The organism is Deltaproteobacteria bacterium HGW-Deltaproteobacteria-18 (assembly GCA_002841885.1).
In the GTDB taxonomy this organism is placed as follows: Bacteria; Desulfobacterota; Desulfovibrionia; order Desulfovibrionales; family Desulfomicrobiaceae; genus Desulfomicrobium.
In genome coordinates, this window is record PHBE01000012.1 from 22,275 (window position 1) to 44,311 (window position 22,037).

Annotated in this window: 21 protein-coding genes and 1 tRNA gene; 11 read left to right on the forward strand and 11 right to left on the reverse strand. The window is 59.2% G+C overall.

The genetic code is table 11. The annotated features are described in order from the left end of the window. Positions 1–45: 45 nt before the first annotated feature. Both CVU60_11990 and CVU60_11995 read right to left on the reverse strand, forming a co-directional pair. Positions 46–501 carry a hypothetical protein gene (locus tag CVU60_11990; protein PKN41161.1) on the reverse strand — a complete coding sequence of 152 codons (456 nt, stop codon included), beginning with the start codon at positions 499–501 and terminating at the stop codon, positions 46–48. Positions 502–955: 454 nt separating this feature from the next. Next, positions 956–1,032, reverse strand: a tRNA-Arg gene (locus CVU60_11995). Positions 1,033–1,127: 95 nt separating this feature from the next. Between CVU60_11995 and CVU60_12000 the strand changes: the two genes are divergently transcribed. The 6 genes from CVU60_12000 to CVU60_12025 all read left to right on the forward strand — a co-directional run bounded on the left by CVU60_12000 (position 1,128) and on the right by CVU60_12025 (position 7,311). Beyond that, positions 1,128–1,694, forward strand: a complete 567-nt coding sequence (locus CVU60_12000) for a phenolic acid decarboxylase subunit B (GenBank protein PKN41162.1) — start codon at positions 1,128–1,130, stop codon at positions 1,692–1,694. Between the two features lie 41 nt (positions 1,695–1,735). Next, on the forward strand, positions 1,736–2,386 hold the full coding sequence (locus CVU60_12005; GenBank protein PKN41163.1) for a site-2 protease family protein: 651 nt from the start codon (positions 1,736–1,738) through the stop codon (positions 2,384–2,386). A 10-nt stretch (positions 2,387–2,396) separates the two neighbouring features. Next, positions 2,397–3,410 (forward strand): tryptophan--tRNA ligase, encoded by a 1,014-nt coding sequence (locus CVU60_12010; protein ID PKN41164.1) that lies wholly within the window; start codon positions 2,397–2,399, stop codon positions 3,408–3,410. Between the two features lie 66 nt (positions 3,411–3,476). After that, positions 3,477–4,142, forward strand: coding sequence for a hypothetical protein (locus CVU60_12015; protein PKN41165.1), 666 nt, complete (start codon positions 3,477–3,479; stop codon positions 4,140–4,142). Positions 4,143–4,386: 244 nt separating this feature from the next. Continuing rightward, positions 4,387–6,471: a peptidase M3 gene (locus tag CVU60_12020; protein PKN41166.1), complete on the forward strand. Its 2,085-nt coding sequence runs from the start codon at positions 4,387–4,389 to the stop codon at positions 6,469–6,471. Further along, positions 6,472–7,311 carry a ribosome biogenesis GTPase YlqF gene (locus CVU60_12025; GenBank protein ID PKN41167.1) on the forward strand — a complete coding sequence of 280 codons (840 nt, stop codon included), beginning with the start codon at positions 6,472–6,474 and terminating at the stop codon, positions 7,309–7,311. A gap of 93 nt (positions 7,312–7,404) precedes the next feature. Here the strand turns inward: CVU60_12025 and pspF are convergent, their stop codons facing one another. Further along, positions 7,405–8,445, reverse strand: coding sequence for a phage shock protein operon transcriptional activator (gene pspF / locus CVU60_12030; protein PKN41168.1), 1,041 nt, complete (start codon positions 8,443–8,445; stop codon positions 7,405–7,407). A 169-nt stretch (positions 8,446–8,614) separates the two neighbouring features. Here pspF and pspA point away from each other — a divergent pair, with 169 nt between their 5' ends. The 3 genes from pspA to pspC all read left to right on the forward strand — a co-directional run bounded on the left by pspA (position 8,615) and on the right by pspC (position 10,016). Beyond that, on the forward strand, positions 8,615–9,274 hold the full coding sequence (gene pspA / locus CVU60_12035; GenBank protein PKN41169.1) for a phage shock protein PspA: 660 nt from the start codon (positions 8,615–8,617) through the stop codon (positions 9,272–9,274). Positions 9,275–9,348: 74 nt separating this feature from the next. After that, the gene (locus CVU60_12040) at positions 9,349–9,579 is read left to right on the forward strand and encodes a phage-shock protein (protein PKN41170.1); all 231 of its coding nucleotides are present in this window, start codon (positions 9,349–9,351) and stop codon (positions 9,577–9,579) included. After that, positions 9,576–10,016 carry an envelope stress response membrane protein PspC gene (gene pspC / locus CVU60_12045; protein PKN41171.1) on the forward strand — a complete coding sequence of 147 codons (441 nt, stop codon included), beginning with the start codon at positions 9,576–9,578 and terminating at the stop codon, positions 10,014–10,016. The genes CVU60_12040 and pspC overlap by 4 nt, the downstream gene beginning before the upstream one ends. Before the next feature lie 38 nt (positions 10,017–10,054). Here the strand turns inward: pspC and CVU60_12050 are convergent, their stop codons facing one another. Beyond that, entirely contained in the window at positions 10,055–11,671 is a 1,617-nt protein-coding gene (locus tag CVU60_12050) for a hypothetical protein (protein ID PKN41172.1), read from the reverse strand. A 216-nt stretch (positions 11,672–11,887) separates the two neighbouring features. Between CVU60_12050 and CVU60_12055 the strand changes: the two genes are divergently transcribed. Then, positions 11,888–15,022 carry a hypothetical protein gene (locus tag CVU60_12055; GenBank protein PKN41173.1) on the forward strand — a complete coding sequence of 1,045 codons (3,135 nt, stop codon included), beginning with the start codon at positions 11,888–11,890 and terminating at the stop codon, positions 15,020–15,022. 51 nt (positions 15,023–15,073) lie between these two features. Here the strand turns inward: CVU60_12055 and CVU60_12060 are convergent, their stop codons facing one another. Continuing rightward, positions 15,074–15,499: an acyl-CoA thioesterase gene (locus tag CVU60_12060; GenBank protein ID PKN41174.1), complete on the reverse strand. Its 426-nt coding sequence runs from the start codon at positions 15,497–15,499 to the stop codon at positions 15,074–15,076. Positions 15,500–15,810: 311 nt separating this feature from the next. On the opposite strand from CVU60_12060, the gene CVU60_12065 reads away from it, so the two are divergent. Then, a complete protein-coding gene (locus tag CVU60_12065) occupies positions 15,811–16,371 on the forward strand; it encodes a hypothetical protein (GenBank protein PKN41175.1) in 561 nt (186 codons plus the stop codon). 208 nt (positions 16,372–16,579) lie between these two features. On the opposite strand, the gene CVU60_12070 is transcribed toward CVU60_12065, so the two are convergent. The 6 genes from CVU60_12070 to CVU60_12095 form a co-directional block, all read right to left on the reverse strand. After that, on the reverse strand, positions 16,580–17,293 hold the full coding sequence (locus tag CVU60_12070; protein PKN41176.1) for a lactate utilization protein C: 714 nt from the start codon (positions 17,291–17,293) through the stop codon (positions 16,580–16,582). After that, positions 17,290–18,735: an iron-sulfur cluster-binding protein gene (locus CVU60_12075; protein PKN41177.1), complete on the reverse strand. Its 1,446-nt coding sequence runs from the start codon at positions 18,733–18,735 to the stop codon at positions 17,290–17,292. Before CVU60_12075 ends, CVU60_12070 begins: the two co-directional genes overlap by 4 nt. A 1-nt stretch (position 18,736) precedes the next feature. Continuing rightward, complete coding sequence (locus tag CVU60_12080) at positions 18,737–19,471, reverse strand: Fe-S oxidoreductase (protein ID PKN41178.1); 735 nt, start codon at positions 19,469–19,471, stop codon at positions 18,737–18,739. A 202-nt stretch (positions 19,472–19,673) separates the two neighbouring features. Continuing rightward, positions 19,674–20,384 (reverse strand): ABC transporter ATP-binding protein, encoded by a 711-nt coding sequence (locus CVU60_12085; GenBank protein ID PKN41179.1) that lies wholly within the window; start codon positions 20,382–20,384, stop codon positions 19,674–19,676. Then, entirely contained in the window at positions 20,365–21,147 is a 783-nt protein-coding gene (gene livG / locus CVU60_12090; protein ID PKN41180.1) for a high-affinity branched-chain amino acid ABC transporter ATP-binding protein LivG, read from the reverse strand. The genes CVU60_12085 and livG overlap by 20 nt, the downstream gene beginning before the upstream one ends. Then, entirely contained in the window at positions 21,147–22,031 is an 885-nt protein-coding gene (locus CVU60_12095; protein ID PKN41265.1) for a branched-chain amino acid ABC transporter permease, read from the reverse strand. Before CVU60_12095 ends, livG begins: the two co-directional genes overlap by 1 nt. Positions 22,032–22,037 lie beyond the last annotated feature (6 nt).

The following is a 22,037-nucleotide window of genomic DNA, read 5'->3' on the forward strand; positions in this document are numbered from 1 at the left end:
TATTTCCTTGGAATTTGTGCCGATAATATTCACAAAAAACACCCGTCAGACTCTGATAAAAGTACAGGAAGGCAGATCGGGCAATTCTTCGCAGGGTAAAGGATCCTCAGTTGACCCGCCGGACAATTTTTCTTTCCATTCGAGATACGTGGAAAAAAAGGCTTCAAACATTTCCACCCAGAGCTCTTCCGCCAGTTCAGAAGTCGGCGCGCGCATGAACAGGCACAGCCGGTCGTCGGCATCAAGCCCGAACGAGGCATGGCCGGTATCGTTAAACAGGTAATGCGCCCGGAACAGTTTAAGCAGTATGTCACGGGACAGGTTCGCGGTATCGTCCGTCAGCGCAGCGAAAACATGCAACCAATTCTTGGTGTCATCTTCTTCAAAAACAACGACGATGCTGTCGTTCAGTCTGATTCTGCACAATCCCATTTCATTCAGGCACAACTCGGGAATGCCTAGGCGTTTGCCGATATGTTGCACCATTTCGCTTGCAGTCATAAAAGTCCTCCGTGATATTTTGAGCACAAAATGCGCCACGCGATTAAAATATAATTATTTCAAATAATTAACTATTTCGATCGACGCTACAAGCCACGCATTCAAATCGTAACGCCAACAACATTGGCAACTCAGCGCCAACCGCCGGCATTCAGTTAGAACAACGGCGCGTTACCACAACGCTATGTGTGTTTCGTCGCACCATGACACGGAGTACGTCAAGTTAAGCATAAATTTCCCCGGCATACGAGGTGACCGCAATCACTGGGGGCAGCATATTTCGGAGCGTTCGAAAGAAGCACACCCAATCATTGCAAGGACGTTCACTGTACGGGGAAGCGTGTGGAAAAAATGGCCTACAGGCGATTTCTCCCTAAGCCGTGCGGGGTGCGGATTTGTGTGCGGGAAAAAAAAGGGTTTATGAGTGACTTACTCATAAACCCTTGATTTCTCATGGTGCGCAATGCAAGAATCGAACTTGCGGCCTTTAGCTCCGGAGGCTAACGCTCTATCCAACTGAGCTAATTGCGCACGAGGAATGCTTACCTATGCAGACGTCCCGCGCTTGTCAAGCATTCGTGTCTGGGATAGCCGGGTGGGCCAATCTCAAATTTTCGAGGTGATTCATGACAGTTACGCGACGCATAATCCTGGCCATTTCCGGGGCCAGCGGCATGGAGTATGCCCGGCTCCTCGCTCGCGCCCTGCGCGAGGTTCCGGGGGTAGAGCTGCATGGAATCATCTCCGATGGTGCGCGTCAGGTCTTTCGTCATGAACTCGGCTCGGACCCGCTCGAACTGGAAGCGAACTTTCATGTCCTGCATGACCCCGCCAATATCGCGGCCGCGCCTGCCAGCGGCTCCTGGGAGCACGCGGGCATGATCGTCTGCCCCTGCTCCATGGCCAGCCTCGCCGCCATCGCGAGCGGAGTCGGCACCAATCTGCTGCATCGCGCCGCCGACGTGACCCTCAAGGAGCGCCGCCCCCTTGTTCTGGTGCCGCGCGAAACGCCGTTGAACGAGATCCATCTCAGGAACATGCTCCGTGCCCACCGGGCCGGGGCCGTGATCATGCCGCCCTGCCCCGGGTTCTATCATCGGCCGGAATCCATCGAGCAGCTGGTGAGCCAGTTTGTGGGCCGCATCCTCGAACAGCTCGGGATGCCCCACGACCTCTACACCCGCTGGAGCTAAAAGAGTTGCCCGCCGGGGCGCTTGATGATAGCCGAGGCTGCATGTTCGACATCAGCCAGACACTTCATCATTTCTCCATTATCGCCGTACCCTTTTTTCTTGGCATCACCTGCCACGAAGTCGCGCACGGCTACGTTTCATACCTCATGGGCGACCCGACGGCCAAGCTGGCCGGACGACTGACCCTCAATCCCCTGAAACATCTCGACCCCATGGGCACGCTGGTGCTGGTCCTGACCCAGCTCATCGGCTGGGCCAAGCCCGTTCCCATCAATCCGGCCTATTACAAGGATTACCGGCGCGGCATCCTGTACGTGTCCCTGGCCGGACCCATGGCCAATTTCGCGGTGATGACCTTCTTCGCGGTGCTGCTCAAGCTCCTCGCCATCTATTCCCAAACTCAGGGAGCCGCCGACTTCGCATACATCCTGCGGCCCATGATCAACATTGCCGTGGCCGGCGTCTTCATCAACGCCATCCTCGGCACGTTCAACCTGCTGCCCATACCCCCGCTTGACGGAAGCAAGATCCTGGCCTGCCTGCTGCCCGGCCCCATGGCCGCCCGGTTCATGCAGCTCGAACGCTACGGATTCATCATCCTGCTTCTGCTGGCTTTCACCGGAGGACTCGGCATGATCCTGTCCCCGGTCTCGGCCTTTGTGCAAAACATGATCATCAAACCACTCCTATAGGTTTCACGCCATGAAGAAAATGACCGTCCTGACCGGAATCACCACCTCCGGAACGCCGCACCTCGGCAATTACGTCGGCGCCATCCGCCCGGCCATCGAGGCCAGCCGCGATGAAAACGTCAACTCCTACTATTTTCTGGCCGATTTTCATTCGCTGATCAAATGTCACGATCCGGCCCGCATTCATCAGTCCCGCCTGGAAGTGGCCGCCACCTGGCTGGCTCTTGGCCTGGACACGAACAAGAGCACCTTCTACTGCCAGTCCGATATCCCTGAAATCCCCGAACTGACCTGGATCCTGACCTGCATGACGGCCAAGGGCCTCATGAACCGCGCCCACGCCTACAAGGCCGCGGTGCAGGAAAACGAGGAGAACGGCAGCCAGGATCCGGACAAGGGCATCACCATGGGGCTGTACTCCTACCCCATTCTCATGGCTGCCGACATCCTCATGTTCAACGCCAATGTTGTGCCCGTGGGCAAGGACCAGACCCAGCACCTGGAGATGACCCGCGACATCGCGCAGCGCTTCAACCACCATTTCGGGGAGCACTTTGTCCTGCCCGAGGCCCGCGTGGACGAGTCCACGGCCGTGCTGACCGGTCTTGACGGACGCAAGATGAGCAAGAGCTACAACAATTACATTCCGCTCTTCGCCCCGGAGAAGAATCTGCGCAAGCTGATCATGAAGATCACCACCAACTCCCAGGCTCCCGAGGAACCCAAAGAGACCGAAGGATGCGCCCTGTTTGAAATGTTCCGCGCCTTCGCCACAAAAGAGCAGGTTGCCGAGATGCGGGCCAAATTCGCCGCAGGAATCGGCTGGGGTTACGTCAAGCAGGATCTGTTCGAGGTCGTCAATGCCCAGCTTGCCGAGCCGCGCGAAAAGTATGCCGAGTTGATGCAGAACCCGGATTACATCGAGAAAGTGCTCAAGGAAGGCGCCGAAAAGGCCCGCGCCTACAGCCGCCCCTTCCTGGACCGCATCCGCGCATCCGTGGGGATCAAGACGCTGGGAGCCTAATTACACACTGGTCTTCGGACCTTTTTTTGTTTATTGATTATCTTTATTCGAGTGAGGGAGGAAACCATGGGTGCCGCCAAAAAAGTCGTTCAGCTGGAGCGCAAGACCAAAAAAGAAACGCCGCCGGCTCGCAAGACCAAAAAGGTCGAGCTGACCGAGGTCGTCAAGGAAAAGAAACCGGAAGTCATTTCCTTTGAGGAATACGCAGATCTGGCCCAGAGCCTGACCCGGGAAAAATCCCTCAGTCACGACGAGGTTGAAGCGGCTCTCAAAGAGCGTCCAAAGGCCCAGACCCCACAGTCAGCGCCGATCCCCGAAACCGAACACAGACATGCTCCCGAAGCCGTCCCCTCGGCACAGCCCCCGCGCCGCGACATGAGCAAGATCGCGCTTTTCGCCTCTCTTGCGGCGGTGATCCTGCTGCTTGGCTTCTATTTCAACCTCAATCAGAACATCAAGCAGCTGACCATGCAGGTGCAGGACCTCGCCGTGATCAAGACCGCCGTGTCCAGCCTGGACACCAAGGTCGGGACCATGGAATCCAAGGTGGCCGAGCTTGAGACGCTGCCTTCCAAGACGCGCGCGGCGCTCATGAGCTCGATCCTGCAGGAGATGACCCAGAAGACATCCTACATGTCCACGCAGCTGCAGTCGCCGGAACAGCAGGAAAAGCTGATGAAGGCCAAGGAGCTGATCCAGCAGGTGCAGACCGACCTCAACGCCCAGAACTAGGCCGTCCGGACAGCATCGCGGCTTTCTTCGCGCCCGTTTCGCAAGGCCTGCCCACGCCGTGCCGCCCGGAATGCGCCTCGCGAATCGCCGCGATGTTTTAACGCCCGGCTCCCCGTCCCGTGCAGCCGGGCATTCTCATCCTGATACCGTCGCGAATCAAAAGGAGGCCTCCCTCCTTGTCCGCTCCTCCCGTTTTTTATACACCCGAAGCCATCACTTGAAACGATCCATGCCAAGGACTGCCATGCACGAGCCAAATCCCCTGCTCAACTGGGAACTTTTCCCCAATTTCCCCTCCATCACCGCCGACCATGTCGTGCCGGCCATGAACGAAGTCATCGCCAGAAGCAGCGCCGAACTTGAGGACCTCGAAAAGGCCGCTCCCCGGACCTGGCACGGGCTGCTGGTCCCCCTTGAGCGCCTGACCGACAGGGTCGCACGCGCCTGGGGCGTGGCCACGCATCTGCATAACGTCAAGAATTCCACTGAAATGCGTCAGGCCTATGCGCAGACGCAGCCCATGGTCGTTGAATTCTACAACCGCCTGGGCCAGAGCCGTCCCATCCATGACGCGCTCCTCGCCCTGCGGGAGAGTCCGGAATTTCCCACATTCAGCCAGGCCCTGCAGCGCACCATCAGCCTGCTGGTCCGCGACGCGATCCTGCAGGGCGTGGGACTTGCCCCCGATGATCGCGAGCGCTTCAACGCCATAAGCCAGGAGCTGGCCGAACTGTCCACCCGTTTCACCAACAATGTCCTTGACGCCACCCAAGCCTATTGCCTGACCCTGACGCAAAGGGAAGAGGTCGCAGGGCTTCCCGAAGACTCTCTGCGCCTGGCCGCGAACATGGCCAGGTCACGTGGACAGGCCGAGGCAACGGCGGAAAGCGGCCCGTGGAGCATCACTCTTGATCTGCCCTCGTTTCTGTCCTTCATGCAGCACGCCGCCAGACGCGATCTGCGCGAGGAGGTCTACCGGGCGTACATCACCCGCGCCGCCGCCGGGGACACCGACAACCTGCCCGGTATCCTGCGCATTCTGAAACTGCGCAAAGAGCTGGCCGCGCTGCTCGGCTTTGATAATTATGCCGCAGTGAGCCTAGAGCGCAAGATGGCCCCGGGCGTGGCCAGCATCGAATCCCTGCTGCGCACGATCCAGGAAGCGGCCACGGACCAGGCCCTGAACGACCTCATCGACCTTGGCGATCTGGCCCGCGCCAGCGGCCAGCCCGACGACATCCAGCCTTGGGACGTCATGTACTGGGCCGAAAGGCTCAAGGAGCGGCGCTTCGGCCTGCGCGACGAACTGATCCGCCCCTATTTCCCACTGCCGGCCATCCTGCAGGGCCTCTTCGAGCTGATCGAGAACCTCTTCGGGGTCAGGATCGAAAGCGGCGCCGAAGTGCCTACCTGGCAGGCGGACGTGACCTACTACCGGGTCAGAAATGGTGAAGGCCACGAAATTGCAGGCTTTTATCTGGACCCTTACGCCCGTCCCGAAGAAAAGCGCGGCGGCGCCTGGATGGATGAACTTTACGGACGCAGCACGGTCTGCGCGCCACGCGGTCATGCCGTGCGCCTGCCCGTTGCCTATGTGAACTGCAACCAGCGCCCGGCCATGGACGACGCGCCATCCTTGATGAGCTTTCAGGAAGTGACCACGCTCTTTCACGAATTCGGACACGCCCTGCAGCACATGCTGACCACGGTGGACCATGGCTTCGTGGCCGGAATCTCCAATATCGAGTGGGACGCCGTGGAGCTGCCGAGCCAGTTCATGGAAAACTGGTGCTACCACCTGGCCACGCTGACCAAGCTGGCCCGTCACTACCAGACCGGCGAGCCCATGGCTTCGGAACTTCTGGACAAGCTCCTTGAGACCCGGACCTTCCGCGCCGGTTCCAATGCCCTGCGCCAGGTCTCCTTTGCACTGACCGACCTCGCCCTGCACACGGCCGATCCGGGCCAGCTCGATCCCACGGAGACAGCCCAACGCATCGCCCGCGAGATCCTGCCCCTGCCGCCCCTGCCCGAGGACCGCTTCCTGTGTTCGTTTTCGCACATCTTTGCCGGCGGCTACGCGGCCGGGTACTACAGCTACAAATGGGCCGAGGTTCTGAGCGCCGACGCTTTCGGCGCCTTCGAGGAAGCCGGACTTGAAGATGCGGACCGCCGACGGGATCTGGGCCGGCGCTTCAGGGACACGGTCCTGGCCCTGGGCGGCAGCCGCAACCCCATGGACATCTTTCGTCTCTTTCGCGGTCGCGAACCCGACCCAAGGGCCCTCCTGCGACAGGAAGGTCTTTTGCCAGCAAACAAGGATAACTAGATGTCGATTCAATGGTTCCCCGGCCACATGCACCGGGCCAGAAAACAGATTGCCCTGGTCATGGCCAAGGTCGACGTGGTCATCGAAGTGCTCGATGCCCGCCTGCCCGCATACAGCGAAAATCCGCTCCTGCGCGAACTGCGCGGACCACGGCCGTGCCTGAAGGTCCTGAACAAGAGCGATCTGGCCGACCCGGCCGTGACCGCGGCCTGGATGGATTTCTTCCGCGAGTGCGGCACCGTGCCCATGGAGATCAGCGCCACCAGCCCCAAGGACGCGAAGCGCATTCTCACCACCCTGCCGGGCATGGTCAAGGAGCGCAATTTCCTCATGCAGCCCGTCAACTGCCTCATCGTCGGCATCCCCAATGTGGGCAAGTCCACGCTCATGAACACCCTGGTCGGGCGCAAGGTCGCCCGGGCCGCCAACCAGGCAGCCATCACCACCAAGCAGAAGCGGGTTCACGTAAACGACGAGCTGACCCTGTACGACACCCCCGGCGTGCTCTGGCCCAAGATCGAGAGCGTCACGGCCTCCTACATGCTGGCTGGCAGCGGCGCCGTGCGCGAGACGGCCATGGACAACGCCGAGGTCGCGGCCCGCGTCGGCGAGTATCTTCTGCGCGAATATCCAGGCCTGCTCAGGGAGCGCTACAAGATTGCCGAACTGCCGCAGGACGGACTCGGCCTGCTGGAAGCGCTCGGCAGGAAACGCGGCTGCCTGATCAAGGGCGGCGAGGTGGACGTGACCAAGGCGGCGGGCATCCTCTTAAACGAACTGCGCGCCGGACAGATCGGCCGCATCAGCCTGCAAAAGCCGCCTGCGCCCAAAGCGGCGTAAGCCCCACGCTGCCACAAACTCCAAAAGCCGGGTCTGCCCATCACGGGGCAGATCCGGCTTTTCTTATTTCGGGCATGGGCCTGCACTTCGCCGTCAGTCGTCCTGGCCCGCGCCGAGCCTGCGATAAAGACCGCGAAACTGATGGTAGGTCAGTCCCAGCAGAGCGGCAGCCTGCTTCTGGTTATGGCGGCTTTGTTCCAGGGCAGCCGCCAGATACGACTCTTCCAGGCCGCGCACGGCCCTTGCCAAGGGAATGTCCAGATCAGGGTTGGCGGAGCGCGGACGACCCGGCTTTGCCTGGGGGGCCGGAGCTGGGGGTTCTGCCTGCTCCACCGGGCGATACGGAGACAAGAACGGATCAAAGACCACCTCCCTGATAGTTCCAGGACCGGTCCGATACACCGCCCGTTCGACCACGTTCTTGAGCTCGCGCACGTTGCCCGGCCAGTCATGGGCCAGCAGCATGGTCATGGCCCGGGCGGAAAACTCCGGCGACTCCGGAAAACCCATGCTGATGGCCATGCGTGCGGCGAAATGACGGGTCAGCAGCTGCACGTCCCCCTCGCGCATGCGCAGCGGTGGCACGGTCAGCACCTCGAAGCTCAGGCGATCCAGCAAATCCTCCTTGAAAGCCCCGGCCCTGGCTCGTTGCGGAAGATCCACATTCGTCGCACCCACGATGCGCACGTTGACCGTCACCGGTCGGCTCCCTCCAACGCGGTCGAAAGATCCGTATTCGACCACGCGCAGTATCTTTTCCTGCGCCTCGGGCGAGAGATTCGCGATTTCGTCCAGAAACAGGGTGCCGGTGTCTGCATTTTCAAAGCGTCCCTTGCGGCGGACCGTGGCCCCGGTGAATGCCCCGGCCTCATGCCCGAAGAGTTCCGCATCCAGCAGCGAACTGGCCAGAGCCGCGCAATTGAGTGTGACCAGCGGCCCCTGCCAGCGCCGTGAAAGATAATGCAGACGCGCGGCGGCCAGCTCCTTGCCGGTTCCGCGCTCGCCGATGATGAGCACCGGCCTGTCTATCCGCGCCACGCGGGAGAGATGCTCCTGAAATTGCAGAAATGCGTCGGACTGACCGATGGCTTCCATGGATGAAATCGGGGACGCCGAAGAGTAAGTGGATTCCATGACCAATAAATAGTATTATTTACCAAGTAATGCAATAATGAACCACTTTTCAAATAGTTGCATTTTGAAAAAATACAATATTTCAAACTAGTACACCACATTAATAAATGTGGCATGAACCCTGCTGATGATCAGGCAAGTTAGAAAGACGTTACTCATGGAGGAACTCATGGGCGTATTTACCAGATTCAAGGACATAATCAGCTCCAACATCAACTCCATGCTGGACAAGGCCGAAGAGCCGGAAAAGATGATCCGGCTCATGATCCAGGAGATGGAAGAGACCTCGGTTGAGCTCAAAGCCGCCTGTGCCGGGCTCATGGCCGACCAGAAGCGCATCTCCAGAGAAGAGTCCCAGGCCCGGGCCCGCATGGAGCTCTGGGAGGACAGGGCCAAACTCGCGCTGGAAAAGGGACGCGAGGACCTGGCCCGCGAGGCCTTGCTGGAAAAACTGGCCGCGCAGCGGCTGAGCGAAGGCCTGGAGCGGGAACGGGATCGCTTTGCGGTCATGATCGAGCAGGCGCGCGAAGACATCGAGCAGCTCGACGTCAAGCTGGAGTCCGCCAAGGAGCGCCAGCGCAGCCTGGCCAAGCGCCATGTGCGGGCCGACCAACGCATCAAGGTCCGTTCCAATGTCTCGCGGGTTCAATCGGCCGATGTCATGATGCGCTTTGACCAGTTCGAACAGCGCATCGAACGCATGGAAGCGGAGGCCGAACTGGGCGCGCCGCGACAGAACCGGAACCTGGAACAGGAATTTGCACTGCTCGAGGGCGGTGACGAAGTGGAAGCACAACTCGCCGCCATGCGCTCTTCCAACGACAGATAGCGTAGGCTGAAAATTTGTTTGGCGGCCGCCAAAGCCTCGGCTATGCGCATAGAAAAACGCAAGGAGAAGACTGCATGGAACATTTTTTCGGCTTTATATTCGTGCTCATGTCAGCCGGAATCCTGCTGGTCGGCGCGGTTATCTTCGGGTTCATAAAGATGTTCACCAGGTCCGGCGGGGTGAATGTGGCCCAGGAGGCGCAGATGATTCAGGAGATCTATAACGGCATGTCCCGCATGGAAGAGCGCATCGAGGCGCTGGAGACAATTCTTCTGGAAAAGGACGGCAAGGAGAAAAGATCGTGAGAGCTTTCGGACGCGGCAATGGCCGCATGCATGGCGGCGGAAGCCGTGGTTCGCGCTGGAGAAGACCGGTGGAAGAACAGCGTGGCCTCTACCGTGCCCGGGACGGCGTTTTTCTGGGCGTGTGCAAGGGCCTGGCCCGTTACTTCGATTTCTCCGTCGGAGCGCTGCGTGCCATCGTCATACTCCTGTTTCTGGTCACCGGCATCTGGCCCGTGGGGCTTTTGTATCTCATCGCGGCCATGGTCATGAAAATGGAGCCGGTGGTGCCCTTTGACAGCCCCGCCGACCAGGAGTTTTACGACTCCTACACCAACTCCCGGGCCGGAGCGCTGGAGCGGATCAAGCGCAAGTTCGAGAATCTGGACCGCAGGCTCAGGCGCATGGAAGACGTGGTCACCAGCCGCGATTTCGAATGGGAACGGCGCATGCGCAATTGACCGGAAAGCTCCTTGCGGACTCTCCAATCGCCTCTCCATCACTCCGCCGCAGACGTTTCCGAATTCAGCCCGCCGAGCACGCGCTGGGACTGGGCATGCTTGAGGGCATGCCCTTTCGCCAGTATCTCGTAAAAAGACTCATCCGGAGTCCGCCTGGTATCAATCTCCATGCAGACGTCCGGAACTTCGTGAGTGAACGGTTCGAAATTCTTGATCATGTCCTCGAAATGCACAAGCCGCGCATCGGACTCCCCTGCCCCGCCCTCACGTTGCGCCAGCCGGGATCTCAAGATTTGGGGATCGCAGACGCAGTGCACGAAGACAAGGCCCGCCTTCTGGTCCTGCGCCAGACGGATGGCCGACTCCCGCCAGTCCGCCCTGGAAAATGTTGCATCCAGAGCCACGGAGCGCCCCTTCTTGAGCTCGTCCTGGGCCAGATTCAAAAGCTGCGAGTAAACGCGGCTTCGCAGCACGGGCCGATACGCTCCGGTATTGAAAGCCACCACCCCCGCATCGGGAAAATCCTCCGCCTGTTTCCTGACGCTGTCCGAACCAAGCAGCGGCATGAACAGCGCCTGGGTCACCCGGCGTGCCAGCGTCGATTTACCGGAGGCGGGCAAGCCAAAGAAAACCCACAGCACCGGCCGCCCGAAAGCCAGGGCGTACCCGTAGGCCTGCCGCATATACTTGCGGATCTCTTCCTGCACGGGCGCCCTTGGATTTGCATGCTCAAGGGAAAAGCAGGCGACCTTGAGCCGCACAAAGGCGCGATACGCCGCATAGAAATCCATGAGCGCGTAAACTTCCGGATCGCCCGCCGCCGTTGCGTAGGCCTGCAGCAGTCGCCGGGCCGTGTCCGCATGCCCCAGACGGTCCAGGTCCATGATCAGAAAAGACAGATCCAGAGTGCAGTCGCCGTATCTGAAACGTTCGTTGAACTCGATACAGTCGATGACCTGCACCCCGTGGTGAAAATAGACATGTTCGGCCCGCAGGTCTCCGTGCCCGTCGGTGATTCTGCCTTCCCTCAACCGGTGCATGAACAGGTCGACATGATTGTCCGCAAACGAGCGGCAGACCTGCAGGAAAAATTCCCATCTCTGCGGGTCGAGAAGACCCGACGCGAAAGGAAGGATCTGCGTGAAATTCTCCTCCATGTTGAATCGGATATGCTCGGGATCACCGTATATGTCGATACCGGGCCCACGCTCGCCGCTTTTGTGAAAACCGGCCAGGGTTTCGCCAAGGCTTGAAATATTCTCCTGCGTTACCGTCCCTTTACGCAACAAGGCCTCAAGGCTTGCCTCGTCCGGCAATCGCGCCATCTTCACGACATATTCGAGCGCCCCTTCCACGGGACCAAAACACAGGCCTTTCTCGCTTTCATGAATGCCAAGCACCTCCTGATACACGCCAAAGCTCAAGCGTTGGTTGAGCTTTATCTCCTGCAAGCAAAAATGAAGACGCCTGACGGGATCGCGAAAATCGAGAAATCCCAGGTCCTTGTGTTTTTTCAGCTTGTAGGCCCACTCTCCGGCCAGAAACACGACGGAGATATGAGTTTCGCGGCGTTCAACGTCGGATGCGGAATGCGGATAAAAAGCGGATTCGGACATGGCCCGGCAAATGTCCTCGAATCGATCGGCGGAATTCATGATGTGCGTTCTCCCGGCAATTTTGCATGTTGACTAGCATATCCGCCGACTCGTGTCATTTCGCGCCCGTAAGCGCTCCCCAACGAAAGACAGGGCTAGAATTTTTCGGGGTGGTCTGTCCTGAAGTTTGTTGATAGTGATATAAACACCAGTCTCCACATATTCTGCCGAACAGAAACAATCCGCATACGCGGCACCCAGAAAAGCGGAGTTCGAATGCTTTCAGACGACCAACCCGCCTCTCATGACATATCGCGCACCCTGCTCCACGTGACCCTGTGGATATTTCTACTGGTCGTCCTTTTTTTCATCAGCCAGCACAATTTTCTCCTGTTTCACACCCTGGCCGAACTCTTTGCCGTGGCCGTGGGGTGGAGCGTTTTTCTGCTGGTCTGGAACACACGCACCTTTCTGCGCAACGACTCCCTTCTGTTCCTGGGTATTGCCTACTTTTTCATTGCCCTGATCGACCTGAACCATACCTTGGCCTACAGTGGAATGAACATCTTCGCGGCCGCAAAGAGCACAAACCCGGCCACGCAGCTCTGGCTGGCAGCCCGTGGGCTGGAAGCGGCCAGCCTCTTTGTCTACAGCCTGATGCTGGGCCGCGGCTTTTCGCTGAGGGCAGTGCTCCTGGGTTTCTGCGGCGTCACTGCGACCTTGCTCCTGAGCATCTTCGCCTGGAAGATTTTTCCGGTCTGCCACGTCGAAGGGCAGGGACTGACGACTTTCAAGATCGTCGCAGAGTATGTCATTTGCGCTGTGCTGGCGGCCGCCATGCTCAATCTGACGCGACAGCGGAACAAGCTCGAACCCGGCATCTACCATCTGCTGATCATCTCCATGGCCCTGAGTATCATGAGCGAGTTGGCGTTCACCTTCTACGTAAGTGTTTACGGCCTCTCCAATGTCATAGGACATTTTCTCAAGATCCTGTCCTTTTTCCTGATCTATCTGGCCCTGGTCCGTTTCGCCCTAACGCGCCCTTATCACACCCTGTTCAGGCAACTTGCCCAGGAACGCGAAGCACTTGTGCATTCGGAAAAAAAATGGCGAAACATTCTGCTTCGCACGCCGCAAATCGGCATCTCCCTCGATCCTGGGGGACGAATCATCTTTGCCAACGAGCATTTTCTCAAACTCACCGGCTGGAACAAGGATGAGGTACTCGGTCGGGACTGGTTTGAAATGTTCATTCCCGCAGAGATCCGCGAGGCGACCCTCAAATTTTTCGTTTCGACCATGGCCGGCGGGCAAAGCCAAGCCTACTCCACGTACGAAAATGAGATACTCGACAAAAACGGTGCGCGCCACGCCATTGGCTGGGCCAACGCGCTGACTCTGGATTCAGCGGGGAAGCCCACGGACGTGACCAGTCTCGGTGTCGATCTGACGGAACGCAAACACGCCCAGGAGGTGCTGATCGAGAGCAGAAATCTTTACCAGTCCCTGGTAGACAACCTGCCGCTCTCGATCATGACTTTCGATCGGGATGGAAAAATCAATTACGTCAACCAGTTTCACATCGACAGTTTCGCCAGAAAACTCCTGGACAAGGAATATTTTCTGGGCCGGGCCCTGCATGAACTGCCCGGCCTGGTCTCCGCCGGGATCGGCCCCGACCTTGAACACGTGCGTGATGGTCGGCCGATCAACCTGCCCAGCCTTTTCATCCCCCGTCTCGCCGCTGGTGGTTCAGCCTGGCAAAGCGTCAAGGCCATCCCCCTGTTCAAGGACGGAATCTTCTCCGGCGGCATCCTCATGCGCGAGGACATCACCTCCCGCAGGATGGCCGAGGAAGCCATGCGCCAGAGCGAGGAACGGCTCGCTCTGGCCCTCGAGGTCACAAACGACGGGCTCTGGGATTGGGACTTCCTGTCAGGCAACACATATTTCAGTCCCCACTATTACGCCATGCTCGGCTATGAACCCGGAGAGTTCGAGGCGAGCTACAGTTCATGGCTCAGCCTTGTTCATCCCGATGATGTGCAAGCTGTCGAAGACCAGATAAGCAGGCATGTCGGCACCGGACAGGTTTTCGAGATCGAATTCCGCATGAAGGCCAAATCCGGGCAATGGTTGTGGATCATGGCACGCGGTCGAGTTGTCGAACGAAACGAACAAGGGCGCCCCGTACGCATGGTGGGTACTCATGTGGACGTGACCGCACGAAAGAACGCCGAATACGCCGCACTGAACGCCAAGGAGGCCGCCGAAGCGGCAAACAAGGCCAAGAGCGAATTTCTGGCCAACATGAGCCATGAGATCCGCACCCCCCTGAACGGCATCATGGGCATGCTGCAACTTCTGCAGACCACCAGCCTGAATAGTGAACAGCTCGAATACAGCACCATGGCCGTTCAATCGACCTCCCGCCTGACCAGCCTGCTTTCCGACATCCTTGACCTCTCCAGGGTCGAAGCAGGCAAGATGCCCCTCAGAACCGAAGTCTTCGACCTGCGTGAAAAATTGCATCAATCCATCTGCCTCTTCGCGCCCATTGCCCTGCAGTCTGGAATCGAGCTCAAACATCATTTCGACGGCACGTTGCCGCAAAACGTCATCGGCGACCCCATCCGCCTGCAACAGGTGCTCACGAACCTGATCGGCAACGCCTTCAAGTTCACGCAGTACGGCTTTATCAACGTGGAGGCCTACCCCCTGCCGGCCCGCAACGAAAACCAGCTGCGCATATTCTTCGAAATTACAGATACAGGGTGCGGCATTCCCGATGAAGCGCTGGACCAGCTCTTCAAACCTTTCAGTCAGGTAACCCAAGGCTACACCAGACAATATCAGGGTGCGGGCCTGGGCCTGTCCATCTGCAAACGGCTGGTTGGGCTCATGGACGGCACCATGGCCATTTCAAGCGAGGTCGGAGTGGGAACGAGCATATATTTCTGCGTCACCCTTAAAAAGGCGATGGAATTGCCGGCACAGGAGTCACCGGGCAAGCAGATAATTGCGATGCGGGAGAAAAAAATTCTTGTGGCCGAGGACGACGAGGTGAATCTTTTCGCCGTCCACAATCTACTGACCAAAAATGGCCACGAGGTCGTCACCGCCCATAACGGGCACGAGGCGCTCGAACGCGTTCTGGAGCAGGATTTCGACCTCATCCTGATGGACATCCAGATGCCGGGCATGGACGGAATCGAGGCCACGCGACGCATCCGTGCATCGGAGATGTCGACAGGAAAAAAACCGGTGCCCATCGTCGCCATGACCGCCTATGCCATGGACGGAGACAGGGAAAAACTGCTGGACAATGGCCTGGACGGTTACGTGGCCAAACCCTTCAGCATCAAGAAGCTGATGGAAGTGATAAAGGAAAACGTGGACAAAGACTGACGCCCGTTCGCCGGCCCGGCCGGACAGGAGTCCGGCCGAGCCATCGCTGTATCATCTGGTGAAAAAACTCGGATTGTCGGGAACCCTGCGTGGACGGCGGTTTTCATCCACGGCCACATACCGGAACACCCCTTCGGTCACCAGCTGGCGCTGGGCCTCGTACGCGCCAACCAGCTGCCTCGCCCAGACCTCAAGCTTGATGTCCATGGACGAGTTGCCCACATGCATAAGCTCTGCATGCACGCAGATCGTGTCGCCCATGCGCACCGGCTTGTCGAAGCTCATCTTCTCCACACTGACCGTCACGGTCCGTCCCTTGGAAACCTCCGAGGCCATGAGTCCCCCGGCCACGTCCATCTGGGCCAGAATCCATCCGCCGAAAATGTCACCGCTGGGATTGGTGTCCTTGGGCATGGCCAGGGTGCGAAGGACCAGTAATCCGCGGGGCTGTCGTCCGGTATTTTCTTCCAACGTCATCACATTCTCCTTTACGGCGTCCGGTTTGGAGCATGGTCACCGTGGGGTTGATACCTATCGCATTGGAAAGGCCAACTGTCGTTCGTCATTGCCTCATCATTCCTGAAGCTTCGGGCTGTCTTATGGACTGTCATGCATTTTCAGGCTATTTGCAACAAACCAAATCACTCTTGCACCTGCTTGAAACACCGGGAACGGCCTTTGAAAACTTCCAACTTTTTGAATTACAGCAGCCTGCAGCGCACCCAACTCACAATGTCGATTTTTTGAATAATCATCGAAGACAGGGTGTGAACATACGGAGGTTCCTCATGCAAAAATTCGCGATCATTACACTGCTGATCATCGCCCTGGCTTCCTGCGCTCCGACGAGCAGAGAAGCACACAAGAAAAAGGATGTCGCTTCGGGATATGGACACCTGGAAACAAGGAAAAAACCTGCCAGCGCAGTAGATAAAATTTCTATCGGAAAATCAGGAGCAGAATTCTATTACAATAATAAATTATGGCAGATAAAAAATGAATCCATTTCAAAAATAGATTTTTCTGCCAGAAGATTCACAAACGCGCATATATTCGTATATAATGAAAATATAAATATGACTGAAATTCATAAAAAACTTTATGAACACTATAATATTAAAAATGCTCAATTAGTCGAATCTGAATTTATCAATCTGAACAACTCTGTAGTAATATACAATAAAATAGAAGGCATGCTCAATAGAAGAGAAGTTTCCATACTAAGTTATGGATTTTCCGAAGACGCACACACGATAATCACACACTGCTATATATACAAAAGCATGCTCAGAAGCGAAACGGAACAGGAGATCATCGAATTTTTGAATGGATTTACTGCAACAGATTGATCCGCTTTCCGTGGGCTGACGTCAACAGATCCGCCTGCCAAAAGTCAAAGATCCCCGCCTTTGCGGGAATGACTTTTTGCGACGTTGGCAGAGTTTTTTGCAACCGCGCCCCGGCGTTCACCGTAAAAAAAGCGCCAAGATGACACGAAGTCAGCTTGGCGCTCTCTTTTGGCGCTCGCGCGAAAAGCGCCCTCGACAGCGTGGGCTATCAGGAAGAGACCACGAAAAGATGCATCTCGCGCGGCCCATGCGCGCCGTGCACCAGAGTGGCCTCGATGTCGGCGGTCTTGCTCGGGCCGGTGATGATGCTCACGTTGGACGGCAGCACCTGGCCGTTCAGACGGGAGAGCATCTGCCGGTAGGAGCCGAGCATGCGATTTTTGGGCACCACCGCGACATGGATGGACGGCACCAGGGACACGGAGCGTGCGCGGCCACGGCCGCCCAGAAGCACCAGCGAGGCAGTGTCGGCCAGCAGGTAATCGGCGGTGGTGATGCCGATATACGAGGCGATGACCTCACGCCGGAACTCGGCACGAGCGGATTCATCGAATGAGTCCGCCACGGGCACTGTCCGGACGGGGATGTCCGCGCCCAGACGCGCTTCAAGGCCCAATCCATCAAGTAGCGGGTCGCTCCAGCGCACGATCTGCTTCAAGGTGCCCCATTCCGGACTGCGCTCCCGGGCCAGGGCCGCGATGGCCACGCCGCAGGCATCCTGATCCGGACACTCGTGCACCTGCAGATTGAGCGCCTGCGCCTCCTTGCGGATGCTTTCCATCCATCCGGCCCGCTCTTCTTCCGGGGCCATGATGTCTGCGCACTTGATGAATTCCTCGCTCTTGGCAAAAACCAACCTGTCCCGTCCGTCATTGGCCCGCACTTTAAGCGCCTGCCTGACCCGTTCAATGATGCGACTCATGCACCCCTCCCTGTCTTGTCACGACGTGCCCAGCGTCCGGCGAAACTCTCCTGTGCCAGAGGCGGAAAATCGCGGCCTCGGGTCCATCCGCCCAGCGGTCCGGGCAGGCGCGTAATCCAGCCGTTCCTGCGAGGCAGCAGTCTCTGGCCGAATCTGGCCAATGCACACAGCGCATCGTACAGGCGCCGATGCCGCATGATCATCGACCAGAGCCCGAAAACCAGCTTTGTCGGCAGGCTTTGACGACGCACGTTCCAGCGCCTGTCGCCGTCGGCAAGTTTGGAGCGCAGCAGCGAGAGCATGCGCGGCAGATCGTTGTCCACAGGGCAAACCTGCTTGCAGGCGCCGCACAGGGTTTCACCCTGGCAGAGATGGTGGCATTCGTTGATACCCCGGGTCAGCGGCGTGAAGACCGCGCCGATGGGGCCGCAATACGGCGAGCCGTAACTATGCCCGCCAATGGCCATGTAGACCGGGCAGACATTCAGGCATCCGCCGCAGCGCACGCAGTGCAGAACCTCGCGAAAGTCCGGGTCTGCCAGAATGCGGCTGCGGCCGTTGTCCACCAGAACCAGATGAAATTCCTCCGGTCCGTCCGGTTCGTCGGGCAGGCGCGGTCCGCCGACGTAGCTTATATAGGTGGAGATCTTCTGCCCTGCCGCCGCGCGGGTCAGCATGCGCAGCAGGATGTCGTGATCCTCCAGGGTGGCCGCGATCTTCTCGATGCCCAGCAGCACTATGTGCACCCTCGGCATGGTCGTGGCCATGCGGATGTTGCCTTCGTTGGAGACGATGGTCACGTGTCCGGTCTCGGCGCAGGCGGTGTTGCCGCCGGAGATGCCCATGTCGGCAGTAAGCATCTTTTCGCGCAGGGCCTTGCGGGCCATGGCGGTCAGGGTCGGCGGATCGTCCGTGTAGGGCTCGCCCAGTTTCTCGGCGAAGAGTTCGCCGACCTGCTCGCGGGTGTAGTGGATGGCCGGGGCGATGATGTGCGAAGGCGCTTCGCCCTTGAGCTGCACGATGTACTCGCCAAGATCGGTCTCCACGGTCTCGATGCCTGCGGCTTCGAGGGCGTCGTTGAGGTGGATTTCCTCGCTGAGCATGGATTTTCCCTTGACCACGCGAGCGACCTGATGGCGCTTGGCAACGCCCAGGCAGTATTCCACGGCATCTTCCCCGGTCCCGGCAAGATGGACATGCCCGCCCCTGGCCCGGATATTCGCGGCCAGGGTCTCAAGCACAACGTCCAGATTGTCCACGACCTTGCGTCGCACGGCCTTGGCGTCCTGACGCGGATCATGTCCCGGCGAAAGCTGATTGTAGAGGTGCACCGCATTGCGCCCGATCTTGTCCCGCATCTTGGCGAGGGCTCGGTGAAGCTGCTTGTCCTGAACCGCCTTGGCGGCCAATTCCCTGTATTTCAGAGGATCCTGATTCAGCATCCTATTCCTCCCCGGCCAGGATTTCGGCGATGTGGTGCACGCTGATGGGCAGCTCGCGGCGGCGGATCATGCCCTGCATGTGCATGAGGCAGCCCATGTCGCAGCCGACCACGGCGCTTGTGCCCGTGGCCTGGATGTTGGCCAGCTTGGTCTCCAGCAGGGCCTCGGAAATTTCCGGATATTTGGCCGAAAATGTTCCCCCGAACCCGCAGCATTCATCGGAACGGGTCATCTCGACGAGGCTCAGTCCGCGCACTGCGGAAAGCAGCGCCCGGGGCTGGTCCTTGACGCCCAGACCGCGCAGGAGATGACAGGAATCGTGGTAGGTGACCTCCCCGTTCCAGGTTGCCCCGACATCGGTCACGCCCAGCACATCGACCAGAAATTCGGTGAACTCGAAGGTCCTGGCGGCCACCCGCTTGGCCCTGGCCAGCAGCCTTGGGTCGTTGGCGAAAAGTTCCAGGTAGTGGTGCCGGACCATGTGCACGCACGATCCGGACGGGCAGACAATGGCTTCGGCGTCTTCGAACACGTCCAGATAATGGCGTGCCAGACGCGCCGCCTCATCACGATATCCGGCGTTGAAGGCCGGCTGTCCGCAGCAGGTCTGGTTCGCGGGATAGTCGAGGGTGAGTCCCTGGCGTTCAAGCACCTTGACCATGGCTTCGCCCACGGCCGGAAAACAGGAATCCACTATGCACTGGATGAACAGGGTCACCCTTTTTGGTTTGGTCATTCAAACACCTCAAAAGCGCTGCTGCGCTGTTCATTAAATACAAGTCGTTGAAGCTTCAGCACCAACAAAAATATCCACTGCCGGGAAAGATGGAGCAAAAGCAGCGCAAATGCCGCTACGCAAGCCTCCCTGCACGAGTCAAGGGGCGAACCCCTTGCGGGCCCCCGGGGCAGCGCCCCGCCTCTTCTCTCTTCTCCCCGCGTCAGGCCCCCAGATACGCAGCCAGGACACGGTCATCGTCCAGCAGCGCCCTGGCTTCACCGGTGGCCGCGATCTGCCCGGATTCGAGCACGTAGCCACGATGGGAGTGAGCGAGGGCCAGCCGTGCGTTCTGTTCCACGAGCAGGATGGTCATGCCCTGGGCGCTCAGGGAATCGAGGATGCCGAAAATCTCCTCCACCACCAGCGGCGCAAGCCCCAGGGAGGGTTCGTCGAGCAGGAGCATGCGCGGCGAGCTCATCAGGGCGCGGGCAATGGCCAGCATCTGCTGCTCGCCCCCGGAAAGGGTCCCGGCCGGCTGGCGGCGGCGCTCCCGAAGACGCGGGAACATGGTGTAGGACTTTTCCAGGTCACGCGCGATGCCGTCTTTGTCCTGGCGGATGTAGGCTCCAAGCAGGAGGTTGTCCTCGATGCTCTGCCGGGCCAGCACCTGACGTCCTTCGGGGCAATGCGCGAGCCCCGCACGGACGATGGCGTCCGGCCGGGTTTTGGCCATGTCGGTTCCAGCAAAACTCAAAGAGCCGGATGCGATGCGGGCCAGACCGGAGACGGCGCGCAGGATGGTGCTCTTGCCCGCGCCGTTGGCGCCGATGAGGGTGACCACCTCGCCATGCTCCACGTAAAGGCTGACGTCCCGCACGGCTTTGACCGCGCCGTAGTTCACGCAGATCTGATCAAGTTCGAGCAGTGGCATGGCTGTCTCCCAGATAGGCGTCGATGACGCATTGATCGCTGCGCACTTCGTCCGGCTTGCCCTGACATATGAGGCGGCCGAAGTTGAGCACGGCCAGACGGTCGCAAAGGCCCATGACCAGCGGCACGTGGTGTTCGATGATGAGCACGGTCAGGTCGAAGCGGTGGCGCAGATCACGGATGAAATCGCTCAGTTCCGCCTTTTCGGCCAGATTCAGGCCCGCAGCCGGTTCGTCCAGAAGCAGGAGCTTGGGGCGCAGCGCCAGGGCGCGGGCGATCTCGAGCCGCCTGCGCTCACCGTAGGGCAGGGATGACGCCAGATCCGAAGCCTTGGAACCCAGCCCGACAAGAGCGAGCAGCTCAAGGGCCTTGTCCCTGATCCGCCTCTCCTGGGCCCGGCTGGCCGGAAGGCCGAGCAGGTCCGACAGGAGGCCGGTTTCGGCAAAGGCCTGCATGGGCGCGCGCACGTTGTCGAGCACGCTCATGCCGCTGAACAGACGGATGTTCTGGAACGTTCTGGCCATGCCCATGCTGGCGACCTTGTGAGGCGCGATGCCCAGAATATCCTTGCCCAGAAAACTGATCCGGCCCGCGGAAACGGGCGTGAGTCCGGAAATCAGGTTGAAGAGCGTGGTCTTGCCGGCGCCATTGGGGCCGATCAGGCCGAAGATCTCACCAGACTGCACGGAAAAGCCGACATCGCCGACCGCCATGAGCCCCCCGAAAGACCGCGATACGCCTTCAAGGCTTAAAATGGCGTCCATCAGGCCACCCCCGAAACTTTGCGGCGCAGGGAGGCCAGCAGCCCCGCGATGCCTTGGGGCAGGTAGATGCAGGCCACAACCAGGACGATGCCGTTCATGATCAGGCGGGCGTCCTTGAGCGGACGCAGCACCTCGGGCAGCGCGACAAGCAGGATAGCTCCAAGGAGCGGCCCCCAGATGGAGCGCGCGCCACCGATGAGCACATAGGCCAGACATGCCACGGAGGCGTCGAAACTGCTCTGGCGGGCGTTCCAGGTATTGAGGAACGGCGCGCTCATGGCTCCGACCACGCCGGCCAGGCCGCAACCGATGACAAAGGCGCGGACCTTCTCGAAGGTGGTGGAGATGCCCATGGCCTGGGCAGCCAGCTCGTCCTCGCGGATGGCCATGAAGGACCGGCCGGCCACGGTGCGGGTCAAACGCCAGGAGAAGAGAAGCATGACGATAAGGAGCGGACCGAAGAACCACAGGTAGCCAATGCGCTTCTCGAAAGGCTGCGGGATGCCGAAAAGGCCCACCGCCCCGCCGGTGACGTCCAGAACCAGCACCACGACGTTGAGCACCTGCACGAAGGCGATGGTCGCCAGGGCCAGGTAGATGCCGCGCAACCGCAGGGCCGGGATGCCGACCAGAAGTCCGAGCAGGCAACTGGCCAGCATGGCGATGAGCCATTCTACGGGATAAAGGGCCACGCCCAGAGTCTCCCGCCAGGAGGCAAAGATCGGGCTCGTGCCCATGATGGCCGCGATGTAGCCGCCCAGGGAATAGAAGCCGATGCTGGCCAGCGAGAGCTGTCCGGCCATGAGCGGATACCAAAGGCTCATTCCGAGCAGGGCCTGCTGGATGATGGCCACCATCAAAAAACCGTAGTTGTCGAAAAACATGCCCAT